Here is an 18386-nt window from a genome sequence, read left to right on the forward strand (position 1 = left end):
GGATTAGTTCCTTGTGAGCTCGTACGTATACGTTCCTACGTTGTTTTTTTCAGCAGATAGTATTAATTTATTTCCAGAAAGGGTGTAGCTGTAAGCTCCATTTAAGATTAGGTTCCAGTCAAAATCGGCAGTCCAAACACCTTCATCTTCAAACGTAATAGTGTTGGATAGTATTTCATAAGTTCCGGTTCCACCAGCTGGAAGTCTATCGGGACCTGCAGTAGACGAATATATTCCATTATTTAAGGTAACCTCAACTGAATTTGAAAAGGTCTCATTGTTCGAATACGTAACGGTAAAAACCCCTTCAAATGAACCTTCAACTGTTTCCTCCACATCATCCGTATTGCAACTTAAAACAGCAATACCAAAAACGATGATAATCCAACCAAAATACGTTAACCTCATAGTCTTTTTTAATCAAGATATGCGAAGCCATAATCGGTTGCGTGGAATTTTAAAAAGGAAACCACTCCGCAACGCAGATTATCGATGGTTTTGCCTTACTGGCTTAAAACTTTAAACTTCCCGTGACCAACTCTTTCATTTTACCTACTTTTAGACTCTCAAACCAAATTCACCAAATCGGGGGTAGTGAAGATAGTTTCGCAAATTAGAGAACCGATAGAAAAGGAAATGGAACTCTTCGAAGAAAAGTTCCTAAAATCCATGTCATCAAAAGTGGCGCTCTTTAATCGGATTACATACTACATTGTAAATCGAAAAGGAAAGCAAATGCGCCCTATGTTCGTATTTCTTACGGCCAAATTAATCAATGGGGGCACGATTAACGACCGAACCTATTGTGGCGCATCCATTATTGAATTGATTCATACCGCTAGCCTAGTTCATGACGATGTTGTGGATGATAGCCATAAACGAAGAGGATTTTTCTCAATTAATGCCCTTTGGAAAAACAAGATAGCCGTTTTGGTAGGAGATTTTCTTTTTTCAAAAGGGGTCTTAGTGGCCTTGGAAAATAAGGATTATGATTTGCTCCATATTATTTCCAATGCAGTGAAGGATATGAGCGAGGGCGAGCTTCTTCAGATTGAGAAAGCTCGATTGTTGGATATTACCGAAGAAGTATATTACAGCATCATACGCCAAAAGACAGCGACCCTAATAGCGGCATGTTGTAGTATGGGTGCCTGCTCTGTAAAACCGGACACCGAACACATAGAAACGTTTCGCAAGTTTGGGGAACTTTGCGGTATGGCATTTCAAATCAAGGATGATCTTTTCGATTACGGTGCCGAGAAAATTGGAAAACCCACAGGAATAGATATTAAGGAGCAAAAAATGACATTACCTCTTATTTATGCTCTTAACCAAAGCGATAATGAAAAAAAGCGCTGGTTGATCAGTTCCATCAAAAATCACAACAAAGACAAAAAAAGAGTCAGAGAGGTTATTGCTTATGTCAAGGAGATGGGTGGACTTGAATACGCGGTGACCAAAATGCTTGAATTCAAAGATGAAGCATTAGCATTGTTGAACAACTACCCAGATTCTGACTATAAAAGCGCTCTTACCCTCATGGTAAACTACGTTGTAGACCGCAAAAAGTAAGCTTCGTATAGTTTTTTGCCATTCAATTATCCCATAATGGCAAATACAAGATAAAAAAATTCCAAACCAGGCAACCATTTTGGAAATTACCTCGTCTATATTTATAAGAACAAAACCGGGAACCACTGTTGAAAATTATTTCATTATACACGAATGAGAAGCAATTGATAAAAAGGTCAATTGCAGGCAATAGAACGGCCCAGCAATTCCTTTATGACAAATATGCCCCTAAGATGTTGAGTGTATGCAGACAATATGTTAAAGATGTTCAATTTGCGGAGGATATTATGGTGAATGGGTTTGTGAAGGTTTTTGAAAACTTGACATCATTTCAACATCGTGGAAGTTTTGAAGGTTGGATCCGGAAAATAATGGTCAGGGAAAGTATCTCATACTTGCGTAAAAGACAATTTGTGGTCTATGATGATGAGATTCTGGAATCAAGCCCAAAAGAAGTAAATGAAAACACATCACTGCTGGATGTCGAGTACGTGCAGCAGCTAATTGATAATCTGCCAGAAGGATATAAAATGGTGTTTTTGCTTTATGCCATAGAAGGCTATAAACATCATGAAATAGCTGAAATCTTGGAAATTTCGGAAGGGACATCAAAATCACAACTGTTCAAGGCTCGAAAAATTCTCCAAGAAAGTTTAAAATTAAAAGGAATGTCGCCCCGAGTGCAATCAAAGGGTAAATAGATAGTATCATGGAAAAGTTGGAAAAACATATTAAAGATACCTTGGAAGAACGCAGAATTGCACCTTCAAGTCACGCTTGGGATAAGATTTCCAGTCAAATTGAAATTCCCAAAACGAAGTCAGGTAAAGGTTGGCTCATATATTCGGTAGCTGCTAGTTTTATTGGGATTATTTTGGTTTCTATTTTCTTTTTTCAAAAAGAACCCCCAACCCCGAACGTACCGCAGATAGTAGAGGTAGAGAGCTCAAAAGAAAAACAAGTGAACCGAGACAGTGATAAGCTAATTCCATTGGAAAGCGAAGAAGATAATACAGCGATAGTGAGCTCGGAAATAAAAAAGAAGGTAATTGAAAACTCAACTTCGGAACAGGATATATCAGCTGTGGCATTGGAAGAAACGATAGCCAAAACGAGCAATAATCAACCCTTGAAAGATGGGATTATTAATACTCCCGATGGGTTGATTGCGCAAAAAGTAAAGGAAGTGGCCGCTCAAGTAGCATTATTGGAAAGTATGAACAATGAAGTGAGCAATGCTGAAATTGATTCACTTTTAAGGGCAGCCCAGCGACAGGTTCTTACAGATAAGATTTTTAAATCGGACAAGGTAGATGCCATGGCATTACTCACCGAAGTAGAGGACGAGCTCGACGAATCTTTTAGAGATCAAATATTTGACGCTCTTAAAGACGGCTATTTTAAACTACGAACTGCGGTCGCGGACCGGAACAATTAATAATTATTCATCAATCAAAGGACCTTTGAGCTTTCCCCTTCCAGAATAGGAAGGGGTGGGCAAGAAGGGATAAAATCAAGAAATCATCATGAGAAAAACCACACTGTATCTTACGGTATTACTATTGTCATTACTAGCCCAAAACCTCATGGGGCAGGAAGAATATGAACAACAAGTAGCGGATTTAAAAGCGCAAAAAGAGAGAATTGTCCAGCAAGAAAAGGAAGCGTTGAAACTGGAGGTAAAGGATATTAACCAGCGCATGAAGCGTGGTGCTTTGACAGAGGAAGAAGCAAATACGCTTAAGGCCGAAGTAGCCAAAAAAAGAGCTCTAAATATTGAGAATAGAGTTGCTATCATTGATAATCAGATTCTGTTGATTGAAAGAAATGGAGAAAACGTATTGACACTGAAAGAAACGGATTCGATAGACAATGAGCATATCACATTCGGAATCCATATAGATGGGAAACGTGCTTTCTCTTTTAAAGAACGAAGATGGAAGGAAATTAAATTTGACAGGCGGACCTATACTGATTTTGTTTTGGCTGTAGGATTGAACAATGCCATAATAGAAGGGCAATCTTTGGATGATTCGCCATACAAAGTTGCGGGAAGCCGGTTTTTAGAATTAGGCATACAATGGCGTACACGTGTTTTTCGAAACACCAATTGGCTGAGGCTCCATTATGGGTTCTCTTTTCAATTCAATGGATTAAAACCTGACGGCAATCGGATTTTTGTTCAAGATGGTGACCAAACCACGTTGGAAGAATTTGAATTTGAGTTGGATAAATCAAAATTACGTATGGATAATTTGGTTTTTCCTGTGCATTTTGAATTTGGTCCATCACGTTTCCGAAAAACCGAAAAAAGTATTCGATACTCTATTCAAAACCAAGTGCGATTTGGAATAGGTGGATATGGAGGATTCAACCTAGGCACTCGCCAAAAGTTGAAATATTCTAGAGATGGAGAACAAGTAAAAGATAAGTTCAAAAGAGATTATAACACCAGTGATTTAATTTATGGACTCAGCGCTTATGCTGGCTTTGATGGGATGTTGTTGTATGCAAAATATGACTTGAACCCCATCTTTAAAGATGCTGCTGTAGAGCAAAGAAATATTTCCTTGGGCCTTCGGTTCGATTTGTAACCAATCAACTTCAATACTGTCAGTTCGGACCTTATCGGGAATCATTTGATACCTCGGTTTGGTTCGATTTGGCATTTGAGCAACAGGTATTTTATAAAGCCCTTTCCATTTCTGAAGTGAATTCCTCTTTGTAAAAACCTCGTTTACAATGTGAACATTCTGCAAATTGTGAAGTTTTCAGCTTAATAATGGGAATCCAGAACAAATGCGCATAGCTGGGCTGCGAAACAGCATTCAACGTGCCGGTTTGTGCGCAATGAGGGCAAGAAACATTATGCAATGTTTTGGTTTCTTTTTTGCCAAGTTTTGTGCCAAAGAAAAGAATCATAGTATCACAAATCTAGGGTTCTTTTACAAATTTTCTGGAGAAACAGGTTTGCAAAATCAACCTAATACATTAAATGTTGCTTGGATTTGTCTTTCCATCGTGACTTATAGTTGGCATCCACAAAATAGATTTTCAAATCTGACTTATAATCGGAATCTACAAAGTAAATTTTCTTTTCTGACTTATATTCTGCATTTGTAAAGAACCATTTCCCCTCATTTCCTTTGGCTTTATATTCAGCATCTACTTTGAATACCAAAAGATCTGCCTTGTATTCTTGATCAACCACAAAAACAGTAACATCGGCTTTATATTCTTGGTCAACAGAATAAACTAATTGAGCATTTGAAACATTCATAACAAACAATAACATGGGGATTGAAGCAAATAATACTTTCATGGTATAAACTTTAAATGTTTTGTCATTGGTTTTAATATCAAGTTTTATTCCAAAGAAAAAATGATAACTGTAAAAAACCATGCAAAGTTTCAATACACATTTGTTTTGCTTCTAAAACAAAAAAAACTATTCAGTGGATTAGTTAGGGGTTTGTGTTGGGTTCCAAATTCTTTCGTCTACCAAGGGTCCACATTAAAATTCCACCCGTAACAAACATCCAAATAGAATAAGCGCCTGTGGGGATTCCCATTTCTATATTATTTAGAATCGTGGTGGCAATTACAAAGGCAAGAGTGCCATTTTGTATTCCACTTTCCACTGTGATGGAAATGGCATCTTTTAAATTCAGTCGAAATAGTTTAGCAGTCAAATATCCCAATCCCATGGTCACTACGTTGAGGATTAATGTTACCGGGCCAACCTTTTTCATAGCCTCACCTAACAGTTTGAAATTGGCTGCAATCACTGCAATGAATACGAGAATAAATATTACGGTCGAAGCTATGCGCATGGGCCTTTCCATTTTATTTGCAAAATCAGGTTTTAATCTGCGGATAACCATTCCTATGGAAATTGGTATGACGGTTATTACCATTATTTGTAGAATTGTATCCAAAACTGGCAGTTTAATCATAATATCACTACCACTGCCAAAGTAATTGAGCGCGTACGAAATAACAAAGGGGATGGTGAGAATGCTCACAAAACTAGCGATGGCAGTTAAGGTAACAGAGAGTGCAATATTTCCTTTACTCACCTGGGTAATGAGGTTGCTAGTGGGGCCACCTGGGCATGCCGCCAAAACCATGATGCCAACGGCCATAGTAGGGTCTAAATTAAAAGCCCAAGCGAGAAAAAAACCAATAATGGGCAAAAAAACCAGTTGATTGGTAAGGCCTAACAAAACCCCTTTAGGATATTTGATGATTCTTCCAAAATCAGCGGGAACTAAGGTCATTCCCATTCCAAGCATAATTATGGCTAGGGATAAGGGAAGGGCTACTTTTGTCAATATGGTGGTGAGCATGGTTGGTTATTTTTGATTATTTGATGTACAGTTGCCGAGTTAAAGTACAATTTATTTGAAGACGATTAAAATGTGCTCAATTGTTACTACAGGAGAGAGAATTCCATTTTAAAATAATAAGCCGCTTTTGACTTAAAACAATTACGATTTGATTACAAACTCATTCTAGGAAAATTTCGTTTTTTAGTTACCTTTAAAGACTATTTTAGATTTCAGATTTGATTTCAAAAACCACCATAGACCAAGTTTATGAAACCGCCCGTTTAGAGGAGGTGATTGGGGATTTTGTACAGTTGAAAAAAGCAGGGTCTAACTTTAAGGGTTTGAGTCCTTTCAGCGACGAACGCACCCCAAGCTTTATGGTTTCTCCTGTAAAACAGATTTGGAAGGACTTCAGTAGTGGCAAAGGAGGAAATGTGGTGGCTTTTTTAATGGAACATGAGCATTTTACCTACCCAGAGGCCATAAAGTACCTTGCCAAAAAATACAATATTGAAATTGAGGAGACCGAACAGACCAATGAACAAAAAGAACAAGCTGATGAACGGGAAAGCATGTACTTGGTTTCGGAATACGCTCAGAAAAATTTTGCCGAAACCCTTTGGGATTCTGAGCCAGGGAAGGCCATTGGACTTACCTATTTTAAAGAGCGTGGCTTTACCGATGAGACTATAGCAAAATTCGGATTGGGCTATGCCCTGGACGAATGGGAAGCCTTCACCAAGTCTGCTTTGGATAATGGCTATCAACTGGAGTTTTTGGAAAAAACGGGACTGACCATTGTTAAAGAACAAGCTGGTGGTGAAACTAGAAGGTTTGACAGGTTCAAGGGGCGAGTACTATTTCCAATTCACTCCATGAGTGGAAGAGTGCTTGGTTTCGGAGGACGAATCTTGACCAACGATAAAAAGGCCGCCAAATACTTAAATTCACCGGAAAGTGAAATATATCATAAGAGTAAGGTTCTTTATGGTATTTATTTTGCAAAGCAGGCTATTGCCAAAGAAGATAATTGCTATTTGGTAGAGGGCTATACGGATGTAATTCAGTTCTATCAAAAGGGAGTTCAAAATGTGGTGGCTTCCAGTGGAACAGCTTTGACTCCAGAGCAAATTCGCTTGGTCAATAGGCTTACAAAAAATATTACGGTTCTTTTTGATGGCGATGCTGCGGGGTTAAGAGCTTCATTGCGCGGAATAGACCTGATTTTGGAGCAGGGCATGAATGTCAAGGTATGTACTTTTCCAGAAGGGGAGGACCCCGATAGCTTTGCTAAAAACAATACCTATGAAGATTTGGTGCTCTATCTGGAAGAGAATTCCAAGGATTTTATCCAGTTTAAAACTTCACTTTTAGCAAAAGAGGCGGCCAACGACCCCATAAAGAGAGCGGATACGGTTAGAGATATCGTGAACAGTATCAGCAAGATTCCGGATCGCATCAAAAAGGAAATTTACATTCAGGAGTGTGCCAAAATGATGCAGATTTCCGAAGAAGTGCTCTACAATACCCTTGCCCAAATAGATAAAAAAGGGTTTGCTGATGCCGCTAAGAAGCTAAAACAAGAACGAAAGGCTTTTGAAGTTGTTAAAACTGAACAAACGGTAGAAAAGGTTGATGTTCAATATGAATTGGAACGGAAAATAATTGAAATGCTTCTTTTATACGGTAACCAAAAACAGGAATTTGAGGATTTGGTATTAAAAGAAAATGAAGAAGGCGATTTGGTGTTAGAGCCTGAGGTAGTGGAAGCTAAAGTGTATGAAAAGGTATACCTCGATCTTCAAGAGGATGAGATTGAGCTAACAAATGAACAGTTTAGGGCCATCTATTATAAGCTTATAGAAGATTTAAACGAGAGTGAAGATTTCGCTGTGAATTCGTTTCTATCGAACTTGGACCAGGAGATGGTCCGTGAAGTATCTTCCATTTTAATGGAAGAAGAAAAATACACCTTGGATGATTGGACCAGAAAAGACATTTATCCTAAAGGGAAGCAACATGGAGTGGCCCAATTAGTGGGTGAGACTATACTCACCTTACGATGTAATTTGATAAAAAATAGAATCCTAAAACTTCAGAAAAGTACAGAGGATAACAATGGCGATAATTCAGAAGTATTGGAGGAAATTGTCAACTATTTGCAGCTCAATAAATTGTTGAACGCCAAATTGAATCGGGTACTTTCCTGAAAACAAAAATCCCAGGCTATCCTGAGATTTTTATCAATTTAATTGGTTATTTCGTGTGCTTAATACAGCTCCAATGCTTTTGCTTGCTGCAAAAGGTCAACCAAGTTGTCCACATTTAATTTTTTCATTAAACGTGCCTTGTAGGTGCTAACGGTTTTTTCGTTTAGGTTCAACCCTTCAGCAACTTCTTTATTACGTTTTCCGCTGGCCAAAAGTTTTAGGACTTCTACCTCACGGGAAGATAATTTTCTGAAGAATCTTCTTGGTTTTTGAGTTCCTTCGTCGAAAGCTAGACGTTGAGCCAGTTCGTTGGTAATAAACATATTTCCTTGACTCACTTTTCGAACTGCTGTGATAATGTAATCCAAATCTGCGGATTTTGAAAGATAACCGAAGGCTCCTGCACGAATGGTACTTAGAGCGTAAACATCTTCAGATTGGCCACTATACATAAGTGTTTTTACGTTAGGAAACTCCTGCTTCATTTTTCTTAAGGTAGCAACCCCATTGATTTCAGGAATATCCATTTCAAGCATTACAACATCTGGAGTAACTTTTTCCAAAAGTTCGAACAGTTCAGAAGTAGTGGAAACATCAGCGATTACTTCAATATCTGAACTGGAATCTAGCACATGTTTAATGCCAAGACGAACTATGGGATGGTTGTCAGCTATTAAAACTTTAATCATTTGGTTTGAGTTTTATTCTTAAATTACTTACACGGCGTGTCGAGCAAGATAACGATTTGAATGCGTAAAACTCTGCTTTTTTTCTTAAAACCACAGAATTTCTATGGTTTTTTTCGTCTTAAGCTGGGATTTTTAGGTTGAAAGGTCATTTTAGGTGCTCAGGGATTTCACAAATAGGAATAGGAATCATCTTATGCTTATTAGCAGTATTAAACTTTTTATAAATAGAGAATACTTCCTTTTTTCTATCAGAAAATTCTTCAAGTGTCTTTCCTTTATTGTCCATTGACATGGCCCATTCCAATTCTGGGTAAGACGCTCCAATTTGATCTTCGTCTGTTCTACTATCTCCCCAAAGTCCGTCTGTTGGAGCGGCATCCATGATATCTTGGTTAACTCCTAAAGTCTTTCCTAGTGCATAGACCTCTGTCTTTAATAAGTCGGCAATAGGGCTTAAATCCACCCCGCCATCACCATACTTAGTATAAAATCCAATGCCAAAATCTTCTACCTTATTGCCAGTTCCAGCCACCAGATAACCATTTAAAGCGGCAAAATAATACAATGTGGTCATACGCAACCTAGCTCTAGTGTTGGCCAATGACATAAAACGGTCCTCTTCGTTATCAACCTTGGGAAAGGATTCAACAAGACTATCGAACACTGGTGTGAGATTTACTTTTTGACGTGAAGTGTTATTGAAATTTTCAATGAGCCAGTCAATATGCCTGTCAGCTCGGGTCACTTGGTTTTCCCCTTGATGAATAGGCATTTCCAAACATAAAAGGTCAAGGCCTGTTTTTGCGCAGAGGGTGGAAGTTACCGCAGAATCAATTCCGCCGGAAACCCCGATGACAAATCCCTTACAATTTGCCTTGGTGGCATAATCCTTTAACCATGTAACAATGTGCTCAATTACCTTTTCGGTTTGCATACCTTTCTTTTTAGATTCAATAAATTACCTTTGTGGCCTGTAAATTTAAACGCTGTTGTGTTAAAAATGAAGAGGTTGCCAAAATACTTGGGTTTTTACCCTCATATCCTTTTACTTTTTGTTGTTTCTGCTTTGTATTTGGCTTGTAAAGAGGTTGATAATACTGAGCAATCGATTGAAAAACTTCCTATTGACCTTCGCATTTCTCGTTTTGATAGGGCATTTGCAAATGCAACTATTGACGGAATACAGGATTTAAAGGTCGAATATCCATATTTATTTCCTACTCAATTTCCTGATAGCGTATGGATTGCCAAGCTTACAGATACCATTCAGATTGAACTGTCGCAAGAAGTGGATAGGACTTTTGGTGATTTTGAAGAACAGACTAAAGAATTGGAATCGCTCTTTAAGCATATAACCTATTATTTCCCAAAGTATAGTGTTCCCCAGGTGGTGACGATTACCTCAGATGTACGTTATAATGATAGAATAATATTGACGGATTCACTTTTACTGGTGGGATTGGATAATTATTTGGGTTCGGAGCATCGTTTTTATAGAGGGATTCAACGGTACATTGCCGCTGGATTGGATAAAAAATACCTGAGTTCTGATGTGGCAAGTGCCTTTTCAAAAAAGGTTTTGCAATACCCCCGTAACCGGACATTCTTGTCGAGAATGGTCCATTATGGCAAGGAATTGTATTTAAAAGACAAATTGCTTCCGGAAGCTAGCGATGCTCAAAAAATCGGATATTCTGATGAAGAGATTATATGGATAAATGAAAACGAAGAACAGATTTGGCGCTATTTCGTTGAAGGAGAATTACTGTATAGTACGAAATCTGAACTGGATAGACGTTTTTTGGACCCGGCACCATTTTCAAAATTTAGACTTGAGCTTGATTCCGAATCCCCTGGAAGGACTGGGAGATATATGGGGTGGCAAATTGTAAGGGCCTTTATGGATAATAACAATGTTACATTACATCAAATGTTGGCCTTACCCGCCGAAGAAATTTTTAATAAATCAAAATACAAACCACGAAAATAAATGGCTATAGCACATACTTCAGAAATAAAACTTACCGTAGGATTGGATGAAAATCGAGTTCCTGAAACATTGACTTGGTCGGCAGAAGATGGTGGCGTGCAAAATGAAGATGCCAAAGCGATGATGCTTTCCGTTTGGGATAGTAAGAATCAGGAATCCTTGAAGATAGATTTGTGGACCAAGGAAATGCCGGTAGATGAGATGAAGGTGTTCTTTCACCAAACCTTAGTTACCATGACCGATACCTTTATGAAAGCAACACAAGACGAAAAAATGACTGCCACCATGAAGGATTTTTGCGACTATTTCGCGGAAAAATTGGAGCTCAAATAGTCTCTAACTACTTTTTTCTTGGTCAATGTCAATTTTGGTCGTTTTTTATGACTAATCTGTATATTTTAGAATATGAAAGACGGAGAACCTGCTAAACTGCTCTTTGTTTATAACGCTAATTCGGGAGTTGGAAATGCAGTTTTGGATAGCATGCACAAAGTTTTTAGCCCTTCAACTTACGATTGTAATTTGTGTGATATCACCTTTGGACTTGTGTCAGAAAACAAGACTTGGAAAAGATTTAGACAAGAAAGTCAACATGAAATGGTGTTCCTTCATAAGGATGAATTTGCCAAATCATATGCATCAAAGTTTGGATACAAATTTACCTTTCCTATTGTTCTGATTGAAAATAAGTCTGAATTCGATGTATTGATTTCGACCCAAGAATTGGATAGAGTAAAAACTGCCGATGAATTGGTCAAATTGGTTAGTGAAAGGACTTAACTATATGGACAACGAAGTTATTGTGCAGCAAAGAACTCCGTATTTATCTCATCAATATAACTGAGCAACTCTTCCCTGCCCAGATGTTTTGCCGAAGAGGTTATGAAGTGTGGAGGAGCTTCTTCCCAAGCACCTTCAAGTAGTTTTTGAAGGTAAGCATTGGCCTGTTTTTCAATTACGGCTGGTTTCAGTTTATCTGCTTTAGTGAAAATTATGGCAAAAGGGATTTGATTTGTCCCAAGCCATTCCATAAATTCTAAATCAACAGGTTGAGGTTCGTGGCGAATATCCACAAGAACAAAACCACAAACCAATTGCTTTCTTTTTTGGAAATAGTCGGTAATGTACTTTTGAAAAACCTTTTTATCCTTTTTGGAAACACGAGCATAGCCGTAACCTGGCAAATCTACCAAAAACCAATTCTTATTGATTTTAAAGTGATTTATAAGTTGGGTCTTTCCAGGACGGCCGGAAGTTTTGGCCAGGCCTTTCTTATCCACCAACATATTTATTAAGGAGGACTTTCCAACATTGGAGCGTCCAATAAAAGCATACTCCGGTAGTGGCTCGTTCGGACATTTGGCCACATTGGAATTGCTCATCACAAATTCGGCCGATGTAATTTTCATAGGTTAGAAGTTCCTTTGGTTGAGCCAGTTCTCAAGAATTTTATTAAAATCCTCAGGATGTTCCATCATTGGTGCATGACCACATTTCTCAATCCAGAACAAATCGGAATCAGGAAGTAGTTCATGGAATTCTTTGGCCACCTTTGGAGGTGTCACGGTATCATTTTCACCCCAAATAATACAAGTCGGGGTGTTCATGTGTGGCAAATCTTTGGACATATTGTGGCGGATAGCACTTTTGGCTATGGCCAAGGTTTTCACCAATTTCATTCGGTCATTTACCGTAGCAAAAACTTCATCCACAATTTCCTTGGAAGCTACAGCAGGGTCATAAAAGACATCTTGGGCCTTCTTTTTTATAAACTCATAATCCCCGCGTTTGGGATACCCATCTCCCATAGCACTTTCATAAAGCCCAGAACTACCTGTGATTACCAAAGCCTTTACCATTTCAGGAAACATTTTGGTGTGTAAAAGTCCAATATGGCCACCCAAGGAATTCCCTAAAAGAATAACATCCTTCAGGCCCTTAAATTCGATAAAATCTTCTAAAAATTTGGCAAAATTCTTCACCGTAGTTTTTAGCATGGACATCTCATAAATCGGAAGCTCCGGAATAAGTACTTTATAGCCTTTAGATGGAAAATAGTCAGAGACCCCTTGAAAATTGCTTAATCCACCCATTAATCCATGTAAAATAATCATGGGGGTGCCTTCTCCTTTTTCAATGTAGCTGTATTTGCCTTCTTTGATGATTTGTTCTTCCATCTAAAGTTAGTTGGTCCTAAGAAGGGCAAATATAGGCAATTCATATCACTCCATTTTCCGTATAGCGGCCTTCCTGCAACCCTGGTTTTTAAGGTGATTCTAGAATGCTGTAAATCAAAAACAAAACAACCGCTGGTTTTTGATTCAGAATGATGTGGATTTCTTTAAAAAGTGGAAAATTTATCAACAATGTGGTGTTTAGTGGAGAAATGTGGAAATAAAATCTATATATTTGAGTTATTATTCTTAACCAATTGATTTCTAGTGACCCATATCATAGGACAACATAATTGTAAAGCTGATACCAAAGGAAGGGTGATTTTGCCCATATCCTTAAAGAATCAGTTGTTGCCTGTTTTGAAGGAAGGCTTTGTAATCAAAAGGTCGGTTTTTCAGCAATGCTTGGAGTTGTATCCAAAAGAGGAATTCGATGTTTTGATGCAAAAGGTGATGAAGAAAAGCAAAATAAATCGCAAGTATGATGCTTTTGTGAGAAATTTTGTTGCTGGTATGCAAGAAGTTGTGATTGATGGCGATACCGGTAGGCTGCAAATACCAAAGAACTTGGTCACTTACGCAGAAATCGGAAAGGAAGTTGTGCTCAACGCAGTTTTTGACAAGATAGAAATTTGGAACAAGGATAAGTATGAAGCGGTCTTGGCTGAAGGTGAAAAAGATTATGCCGATTTAGCAGAGGAGATTTTTGACGACGATGACTAGCGAGTACCACAACCCGGTGTTATTACAAGAATCGGTCAATGGGTTGGACATTAAAGAAAATGGAGTGTATGTAGATGTCACTTTTGGCGGCGGCGGACATTCTAGGGAAATACTGAGACGATTAGGAAGTGAGGGCAAGTTGATTGCCTTTGATCAAGATGAGGATGCGTTAGCGAATGCAATAGATGATGAGCGATTTCAATTGATCAATCAAAACTTTCAATTTCTCAAACAGTATTTAAAGTTCTATGGCATTCAGAAAGTTGATGGAATCTTAGCAGATTTTGGGGTTTCTTCCCACCAGTTTGATAAGGCGGACAGGGGATTCTCTATTCGTTTCAATGCGGATTTGGATATGAGGATGAACAAAAGCAATGAATTATCCGCTTACGAAGTGGTTAATAAGTACCCAGAAAAAGAGTTGGCATCGGTATTATTTCAATATGGTGAATTGAGAAATGCAAATGCCATGGCAAAAACAATAGTAGCCTCCAGACAAGATGGACCTATAAAAACCACAGATGACTTGAAGAAGACATTGAGTAGGTTTTTGCCGAAGATGAAAGAGAACAAGATTTTGGCACAAATCTATCAGGCCATTCGCATTGAGGTCAATCAGGAGATTGCGGTGCTCAAAGAGTTTTTGCTCCAAGTGCCCGAAGTTCTGAAAGTAGGAGGGCGGTTGAGTTTGATTAGCTATCACTCATTGGAAGACCGATTAGTGAAACGCTATATCAGGGCTGGACGTTTTGAAGGAGAGGCGGAAAAGGATTTTTATGGAAATATAGATGTTCCATTAAGGAAAGTAGGAGGGTTAATTATCCCATCAGCCGGAGAAATAGCAAAAAACAACCGTGCAAGGAGTGCAAAACTCCGAATAGCGGAACTAATAAAATAACCGAACACAAAAATGAAAAAGGGAATACTGGATCTATTAAAAGGAAAGTTTTTGGTGAGCGGAGACGCTCCCAAAAACTGGATGTTTTTGCTGTTTGCTTCTTTTCTGGCAGCAATGATGATTTCCAGTAGTCATAATGCCGATAAAAAAGTGCACGAAATAGCCGCTTTGAGCGAAGAAGTAAGAAAACTGAAGAGTGAGTTCTTTGAACACCGCTCCAGGGTTCAGCAAATGAAATTGGAATCAACCTTGCGTCATACAGTTGCTGTAGAAGGACTGAAACCATCGAAAATTCCCCCGCAAAAAATTAAGGTCAAATCCAATAAGTAGTGGCGATTACTGAAAAAAATATCATGAACAGACTTTACCTGGTGGCAGGGGGTCTGCTGGTCTTCGCTATTTGTGTTGTGGTGAAACTAGTGGATATCCAGATGATCAAGGGTGAAGATTATAAGGAGTTGGCGTTGAACAACACTGAGAAAATGTTCACTATCGAACCTAATCGCGGAAATTTATATTCCGATGATGGCAGTTTATTGGCTGCCTCAGTTCCAAAGTATGAGATTAGATTTGATGCCAAGACCGTTTCAGAAGAAAACTTTCAAAATAACGTAGCTGCCTTATCTGATTCATTGGGATTCCTTTTTAATAAGCCCTCGTCATACTACAGACAGCTTTTCAGAAAAGCTAGAGCCAATAGCAATCGTTATAAACTGGTAGCAAGAAATGTAGATTATTTGGACTATGTCCGAATCAAGCAATTCCCATTATTCAAATTAGGTCCATATAAAGGTGGATTCATTGAAACCCATCGTGTGGTAAGGGAATATCCTTTGGGTAAAATGGCGGCTAGAAGTATTGGATACGAACGTGTAGATGAAAACGGATATTATACAAGAGTGGGGCTTGACGGTGCTTTCGGAGAACAGTACTTAAGGGGGAAAGAAGGAAAACGGTTGAAGCAGAAAATAGCCAAAGGGCAGTGGAAACCTGTTGGTCTTGATAATATTGTTGAGCCTCAAGATGGATTGGATGTTGTTTCAACTATCGACATCAATATTCAAGATATAGCACATCACGAACTATTGGCGCAACTTGAAAAATACAATGCAGATCATGGTTGTGTTGTTGTGATGGAAACGGCAACTGGTGAAATCAAGGCAATTTCCAATTTGGGCCGCACCTCTGAAGGAAAGTATTATGAAAAGCTGAATTATGCTGTTGGTGAATCCCATGAACCCGGCTCTACCTTTAAGCTGATGTCCATGGTGGCCGCTCTTGAAGATAAAGTAATAGATACCAGTACCGTAATCGATACTGAAAAAGGAAGATATCGAATCTATGATAGGGTGGTCAAAGACTCAAAATGGGGAGGGTACGGTAAAATCTCTGCTTCCCATGCTTTCGCTGTCTCTTCCAATACCGCTTTCGCGAAGATTATCCACGAAAATTATAAAGAAACCCCAGAGAAGTTTGTCAATCGCTTGATGAATATGGGACTTCATAAAAAATTAGAGTTACCTATAATCGGAGAAGGAAAACCGGTTATTCGTTATCCTGGCGATAAGGGTTGGTCTGGTATTTCATTAGGATGGATGTCACATGGCTACGAAGTATCTCTTACGCCAATGCAAACCCTAGCATTTTATAATGCCATAGCCAATGATGGGGAATATGTAAAACCTAGATTGATAAAAGCTGTGCGTGAAGGGAGCAAAATCTTGGAGAAATTTGATAAGGAAGTCTTAAACCCTTCCATCTGCTCAAAAGAAACCGTTAATAAGGTCCAACAATTGCTTAAAGATGTGGTGGAAAAGGACTATGGGACAGGCAACGGACTATATTCCAAGAGTTTTTCCATGGCCGGAAAGACGGGCACCACGCAAAAGAATTATGTAGCAAAAGACCCAGATAAAATGGCATATATCTCGTCTTTTGCTGGTTATTTCCCTGCAGACAATCCAAAATACTCATGTATCGTGGTCATTCATGAACCTGATAAAAGCGTAGGTTATTATGGAGCAGACGTTTCTGGACCGGTTTTCAAATCCATGGCGCAAAAGATTTACACAACATCTCCAATGGTGGACGAAGTTGAGGGCAAGGCCTTGAATGATAAGGAGTTAGAGGAAAATTACGAGAGGTATTATGCAAAAGTTCAGATGAACCACAAACAAGTTCCAAATGTTCAGGGAATGTGTGGAATGGATGCGGTTTCTCTGTTAGAAAATCTGGGAATACGAGTTGAAGTAAAGGGAAACGGAAAGGTTAGAAAACAATCGGTAGATCAGGGCACAAATATTGATCAAGTCAAAAAAATTGTACTGGAACTTTCATGAGGTTGTTAAAGGACATATTATATAAGGTGAGCCTTGCTGCTGTTAGCGGAGATACCAACGTTATGGTGAAAAATGTCCATTTCGATTCCAGAAAAGTTGAAATGGATGATGTTTTTGTTGCCATTCGAGGTTTAACAACTGATGGACATAAATACATTGAAAAGGCTATCGAATTAGGGGCAAAAGCGGTAGTATGTGAAGAACTTCCAGATATTTTGGTGAATGGAGTTACCTATTTAAAAGTCCCAAATTGCAATAGTGCTTTGGCGACCATCGCGGCCAACTTCTACGATAACCCTTCAAGAAACTTAAAGCTTGTTGGCATTACAGGTACAAATGGCAAAACAACGGTTAGCACCTTATTGTACCGTTTGTTTAAGAAAGCAGGGTTTAAAGTAGGATTGATTTCCACTATAAAGGTGATGGTAGATGATACAGAGTATCCTGCAACTCACACCACACCAGATGTACTTACTATTAATCAGTATCTCTCCCAAATGAATGAAGAAGGGGTGGAGTTTTGTTTTATGGAAGTAAGCTCACATGGAATACATCAAAAAAGATCGGAAAGTCTTCATTTTGAAGGTGCCATTTTTACCAACCTCTCCCATGACCATTTAGACTATCATAAAACCTTTGCAGAATATCGGGATACCAAGAAAAAACTGTTTGACGACCTACCGAAAACAGCTTTTGCTCTAACCAATATCGACGATAAGAATGGGTTGGTAATGTTGCAAAACACAAAAGCCAAAAAGCTCACATATGCTCTAAAATCTTATGCGGATTATCGAGCTCAAATCTTGGAAAAACAGTTCAACGGGCAACTATTAAAGGTTGATGAAAACGAGCTTTGGACAAAACTGATTGGAGATTTCAATGCCTATAACCTATTGGCCATTTATGCCACTGCAGATGTTTTAGGGCTTGAAAAAATGGAGACCCTTCAACTTATCAGTGAATTAGAGAATGTTGATGGTAGGTTCCAATATCATATATCAAAAGAGAAAATAACGGCAATTGTTGATTATGCCCATACTCCGGACGCGCTAAAAAATGTGTTGATAACTATCAATGCATTGAGGACTGGAAATGAAAACGTCATCACCGTAGTGGGGTGTGGTGGTGACCGTGATAAGTCTAAGCGTCCGGTTATGGGTCATATCGCATCTGAAATGAGCAATCAGGCCATTTTTACCTCCGATAATCCACGAACGGAATCACCTTCCGCGATTATTGAAGAAATGGAAGCCGGGGTAGAAGCTCACAATACCAAAAAAATTCTGTCCATTGAAAATAGAAAACAGGCGATAAAGACCGCCTGTAAATTGGCTTTGGCCAATGACATCATTTTGGTGGCGGGCAAGGGACATGAAACCTATCAGGAAACAAATGGGGTTCGTGTGGACTTTGATGATTTTAAAGAAGTAAAAGCGGCTTTGGCTGATTTAAACAAATAA

21 protein-coding genes are annotated in these 18386 nt (G+C 38.7%); 13 read left to right on the plus strand and 8 right to left on the minus strand.

Annotated features, from left to right (window positions below; genetic code table 11):
* Window positions 1-3 precede the first annotated feature (3 nt).
* Window positions 4-408, minus strand: coding sequence for a hypothetical protein (locus tag ACOKFG_RS07260; protein WP_298794420.1), 405 nt, complete (start codon window positions 406-408; stop codon window positions 4-6).
* Window positions 409-594: 186 nt separating this feature from the next.
* On the opposite strand from ACOKFG_RS07260, the gene ACOKFG_RS07265 reads away from it, so the two are divergent.
* From ACOKFG_RS07265 to ACOKFG_RS07280, 4 genes are all read left to right on the plus strand, one after another.
* The gene (locus ACOKFG_RS07265) at window positions 595-1572 is read left to right on the plus strand and encodes a polyprenyl synthetase family protein (RefSeq protein ID WP_299488263.1); all 978 of its coding nucleotides are present in this window, start codon (window positions 595-597) and stop codon (window positions 1570-1572) included.
* Window positions 1573-1700: 128 nt separating this feature from the next.
* A complete protein-coding gene (locus ACOKFG_RS07270) occupies window positions 1701-2273 on the plus strand; it encodes an RNA polymerase sigma factor (RefSeq protein WP_299175329.1) in 573 nt (190 codons plus the stop codon).
* A gap of 8 nt (window positions 2274-2281) precedes the next feature.
* The gene (locus tag ACOKFG_RS07275; protein WP_422862119.1) at window positions 2282-3010 is read left to right on the plus strand and encodes a hypothetical protein; all 729 of its coding nucleotides are present in this window, start codon (window positions 2282-2284) and stop codon (window positions 3008-3010) included.
* 88 nt (window positions 3011-3098) lie between these two features.
* Window positions 3099-4166: a hypothetical protein gene (locus ACOKFG_RS07280; protein ID WP_298794425.1), complete on the plus strand. Its 1068-nt coding sequence runs from the start codon at window positions 3099-3101 to the stop codon at window positions 4164-4166.
* Window positions 4167-4257: 91 nt separating this feature from the next.
* Here the strand turns inward: ACOKFG_RS07280 and ACOKFG_RS07285 are convergent, their stop codons facing one another.
* The 3 genes from ACOKFG_RS07285 to ACOKFG_RS07295 form a co-directional block, all read right to left on the minus strand.
* Window positions 4258-4494, minus strand: coding sequence for a zinc-ribbon domain-containing protein (locus ACOKFG_RS07285; protein WP_298794426.1), 237 nt, complete (start codon window positions 4492-4494; stop codon window positions 4258-4260).
* A gap of 61 nt (window positions 4495-4555) precedes the next feature.
* Window positions 4556-4894: a DUF6150 family protein gene (locus ACOKFG_RS07290; RefSeq protein ID WP_299488256.1), complete on the minus strand. Its 339-nt coding sequence runs from the start codon at window positions 4892-4894 to the stop codon at window positions 4556-4558.
* Window positions 4895-5036: 142 nt separating this feature from the next.
* Window positions 5037-5921, minus strand: coding sequence for a bile acid:sodium symporter family protein (locus ACOKFG_RS07295; RefSeq protein WP_298794429.1), 885 nt, complete (start codon window positions 5919-5921; stop codon window positions 5037-5039).
* Between the two features lie 218 nt (window positions 5922-6139).
* On the opposite strand from ACOKFG_RS07295, the gene dnaG reads away from it, so the two are divergent.
* A complete protein-coding gene (gene dnaG / locus ACOKFG_RS07300; RefSeq protein WP_299488253.1) occupies window positions 6140-8113 on the plus strand; it encodes a DNA primase in 1974 nt (657 codons plus the stop codon).
* 59 nt (window positions 8114-8172) lie between these two features.
* Here dnaG and ACOKFG_RS07305 read toward each other — a convergent pair whose 3' ends face one another.
* Both ACOKFG_RS07305 and nadE read right to left on the minus strand, forming a co-directional pair.
* Window positions 8173-8802 carry a response regulator transcription factor gene (locus ACOKFG_RS07305; protein WP_298794433.1) on the minus strand — a complete coding sequence of 210 codons (630 nt, stop codon included), beginning with the start codon at window positions 8800-8802 and terminating at the stop codon, window positions 8173-8175.
* A gap of 145 nt (window positions 8803-8947) precedes the next feature.
* Entirely contained in the window at window positions 8948-9736 is a 789-nt protein-coding gene (nadE, locus tag ACOKFG_RS07310; protein WP_299488250.1) for an NAD(+) synthase, read from the minus strand.
* Window positions 9737-9802: 66 nt separating this feature from the next.
* On the opposite strand from nadE, the gene gldB reads away from it, so the two are divergent.
* From gldB to ACOKFG_RS07325, 3 genes are all read left to right on the plus strand, one after another.
* Window positions 9803-10792, plus strand: a complete 990-nt coding sequence (gldB, locus tag ACOKFG_RS07315; RefSeq protein WP_299488248.1) for a gliding motility lipoprotein GldB — start codon at window positions 9803-9805, stop codon at window positions 10790-10792.
* Window positions 10793-11125, plus strand: coding sequence for a gliding motility protein GldC (gldC, locus tag ACOKFG_RS07320; RefSeq protein WP_299488246.1), 333 nt, complete (start codon window positions 10793-10795; stop codon window positions 11123-11125).
* Between the two features lie 72 nt (window positions 11126-11197).
* Window positions 11198-11572 (plus strand): GTPase, encoded by a 375-nt coding sequence (locus tag ACOKFG_RS07325; RefSeq protein WP_299488242.1) that lies wholly within the window; start codon window positions 11198-11200, stop codon window positions 11570-11572.
* Between the two features lie 17 nt (window positions 11573-11589).
* Here ACOKFG_RS07325 and yihA read toward each other — a convergent pair whose 3' ends face one another.
* A complete protein-coding gene (gene yihA / locus ACOKFG_RS07330) occupies window positions 11590-12201 on the minus strand; it encodes a ribosome biogenesis GTP-binding protein YihA/YsxC (RefSeq protein WP_298794443.1) in 612 nt (203 codons plus the stop codon).
* Window positions 12202-12204: 3 nt separating this feature from the next.
* Complete coding sequence (locus tag ACOKFG_RS07335; protein ID WP_298794445.1) at window positions 12205-12969, minus strand: alpha/beta fold hydrolase; 765 nt, start codon at window positions 12967-12969, stop codon at window positions 12205-12207.
* A 264-nt stretch (window positions 12970-13233) separates the two neighbouring features.
* Between ACOKFG_RS07335 and ACOKFG_RS07340 the strand changes: the two genes are divergently transcribed.
* Genes ACOKFG_RS07340 through ACOKFG_RS07360 form a run of 5 tightly spaced genes read left to right on the plus strand, consistent with a single transcriptional unit; the run spans window position 13234 to window position 18386 of the window.
* Window positions 13234-13689, plus strand: coding sequence for a division/cell wall cluster transcriptional repressor MraZ (locus tag ACOKFG_RS07340; protein WP_298794447.1), 456 nt, complete (start codon window positions 13234-13236; stop codon window positions 13687-13689).
* Complete coding sequence (gene rsmH, locus ACOKFG_RS07345; protein WP_298794449.1) at window positions 13682-14587, plus strand: 16S rRNA (cytosine(1402)-N(4))-methyltransferase RsmH; 906 nt, start codon at window positions 13682-13684, stop codon at window positions 14585-14587. The genes ACOKFG_RS07340 and rsmH overlap by 8 nt, the downstream gene beginning before the upstream one ends.
* Before the next feature lie 12 nt (window positions 14588-14599).
* Window positions 14600-14917, plus strand: a complete 318-nt coding sequence (locus ACOKFG_RS07350; protein ID WP_298794451.1) for an FtsL-like putative cell division protein — start codon at window positions 14600-14602, stop codon at window positions 14915-14917.
* The gene (locus tag ACOKFG_RS07355; RefSeq protein ID WP_298794453.1) at window positions 14917-16926 is read left to right on the plus strand and encodes a penicillin-binding protein; all 2010 of its coding nucleotides are present in this window, start codon (window positions 14917-14919) and stop codon (window positions 16924-16926) included. Before ACOKFG_RS07350 ends, ACOKFG_RS07355 begins: the two co-directional genes overlap by 1 nt.
* Entirely contained in the window at window positions 16923-18386 is a 1464-nt protein-coding gene (locus ACOKFG_RS07360) for a UDP-N-acetylmuramoyl-L-alanyl-D-glutamate--2,6-diaminopimelate ligase (RefSeq protein WP_298794455.1), read from the plus strand. The genes ACOKFG_RS07355 and ACOKFG_RS07360 overlap by 4 nt, the downstream gene beginning before the upstream one ends.

The organism is Flagellimonas rhodophyticola, assembly GCF_049332665.1.
GTDB lineage: Bacteria > Bacteroidota > Bacteroidia > Flavobacteriales > Flavobacteriaceae > Flagellimonas.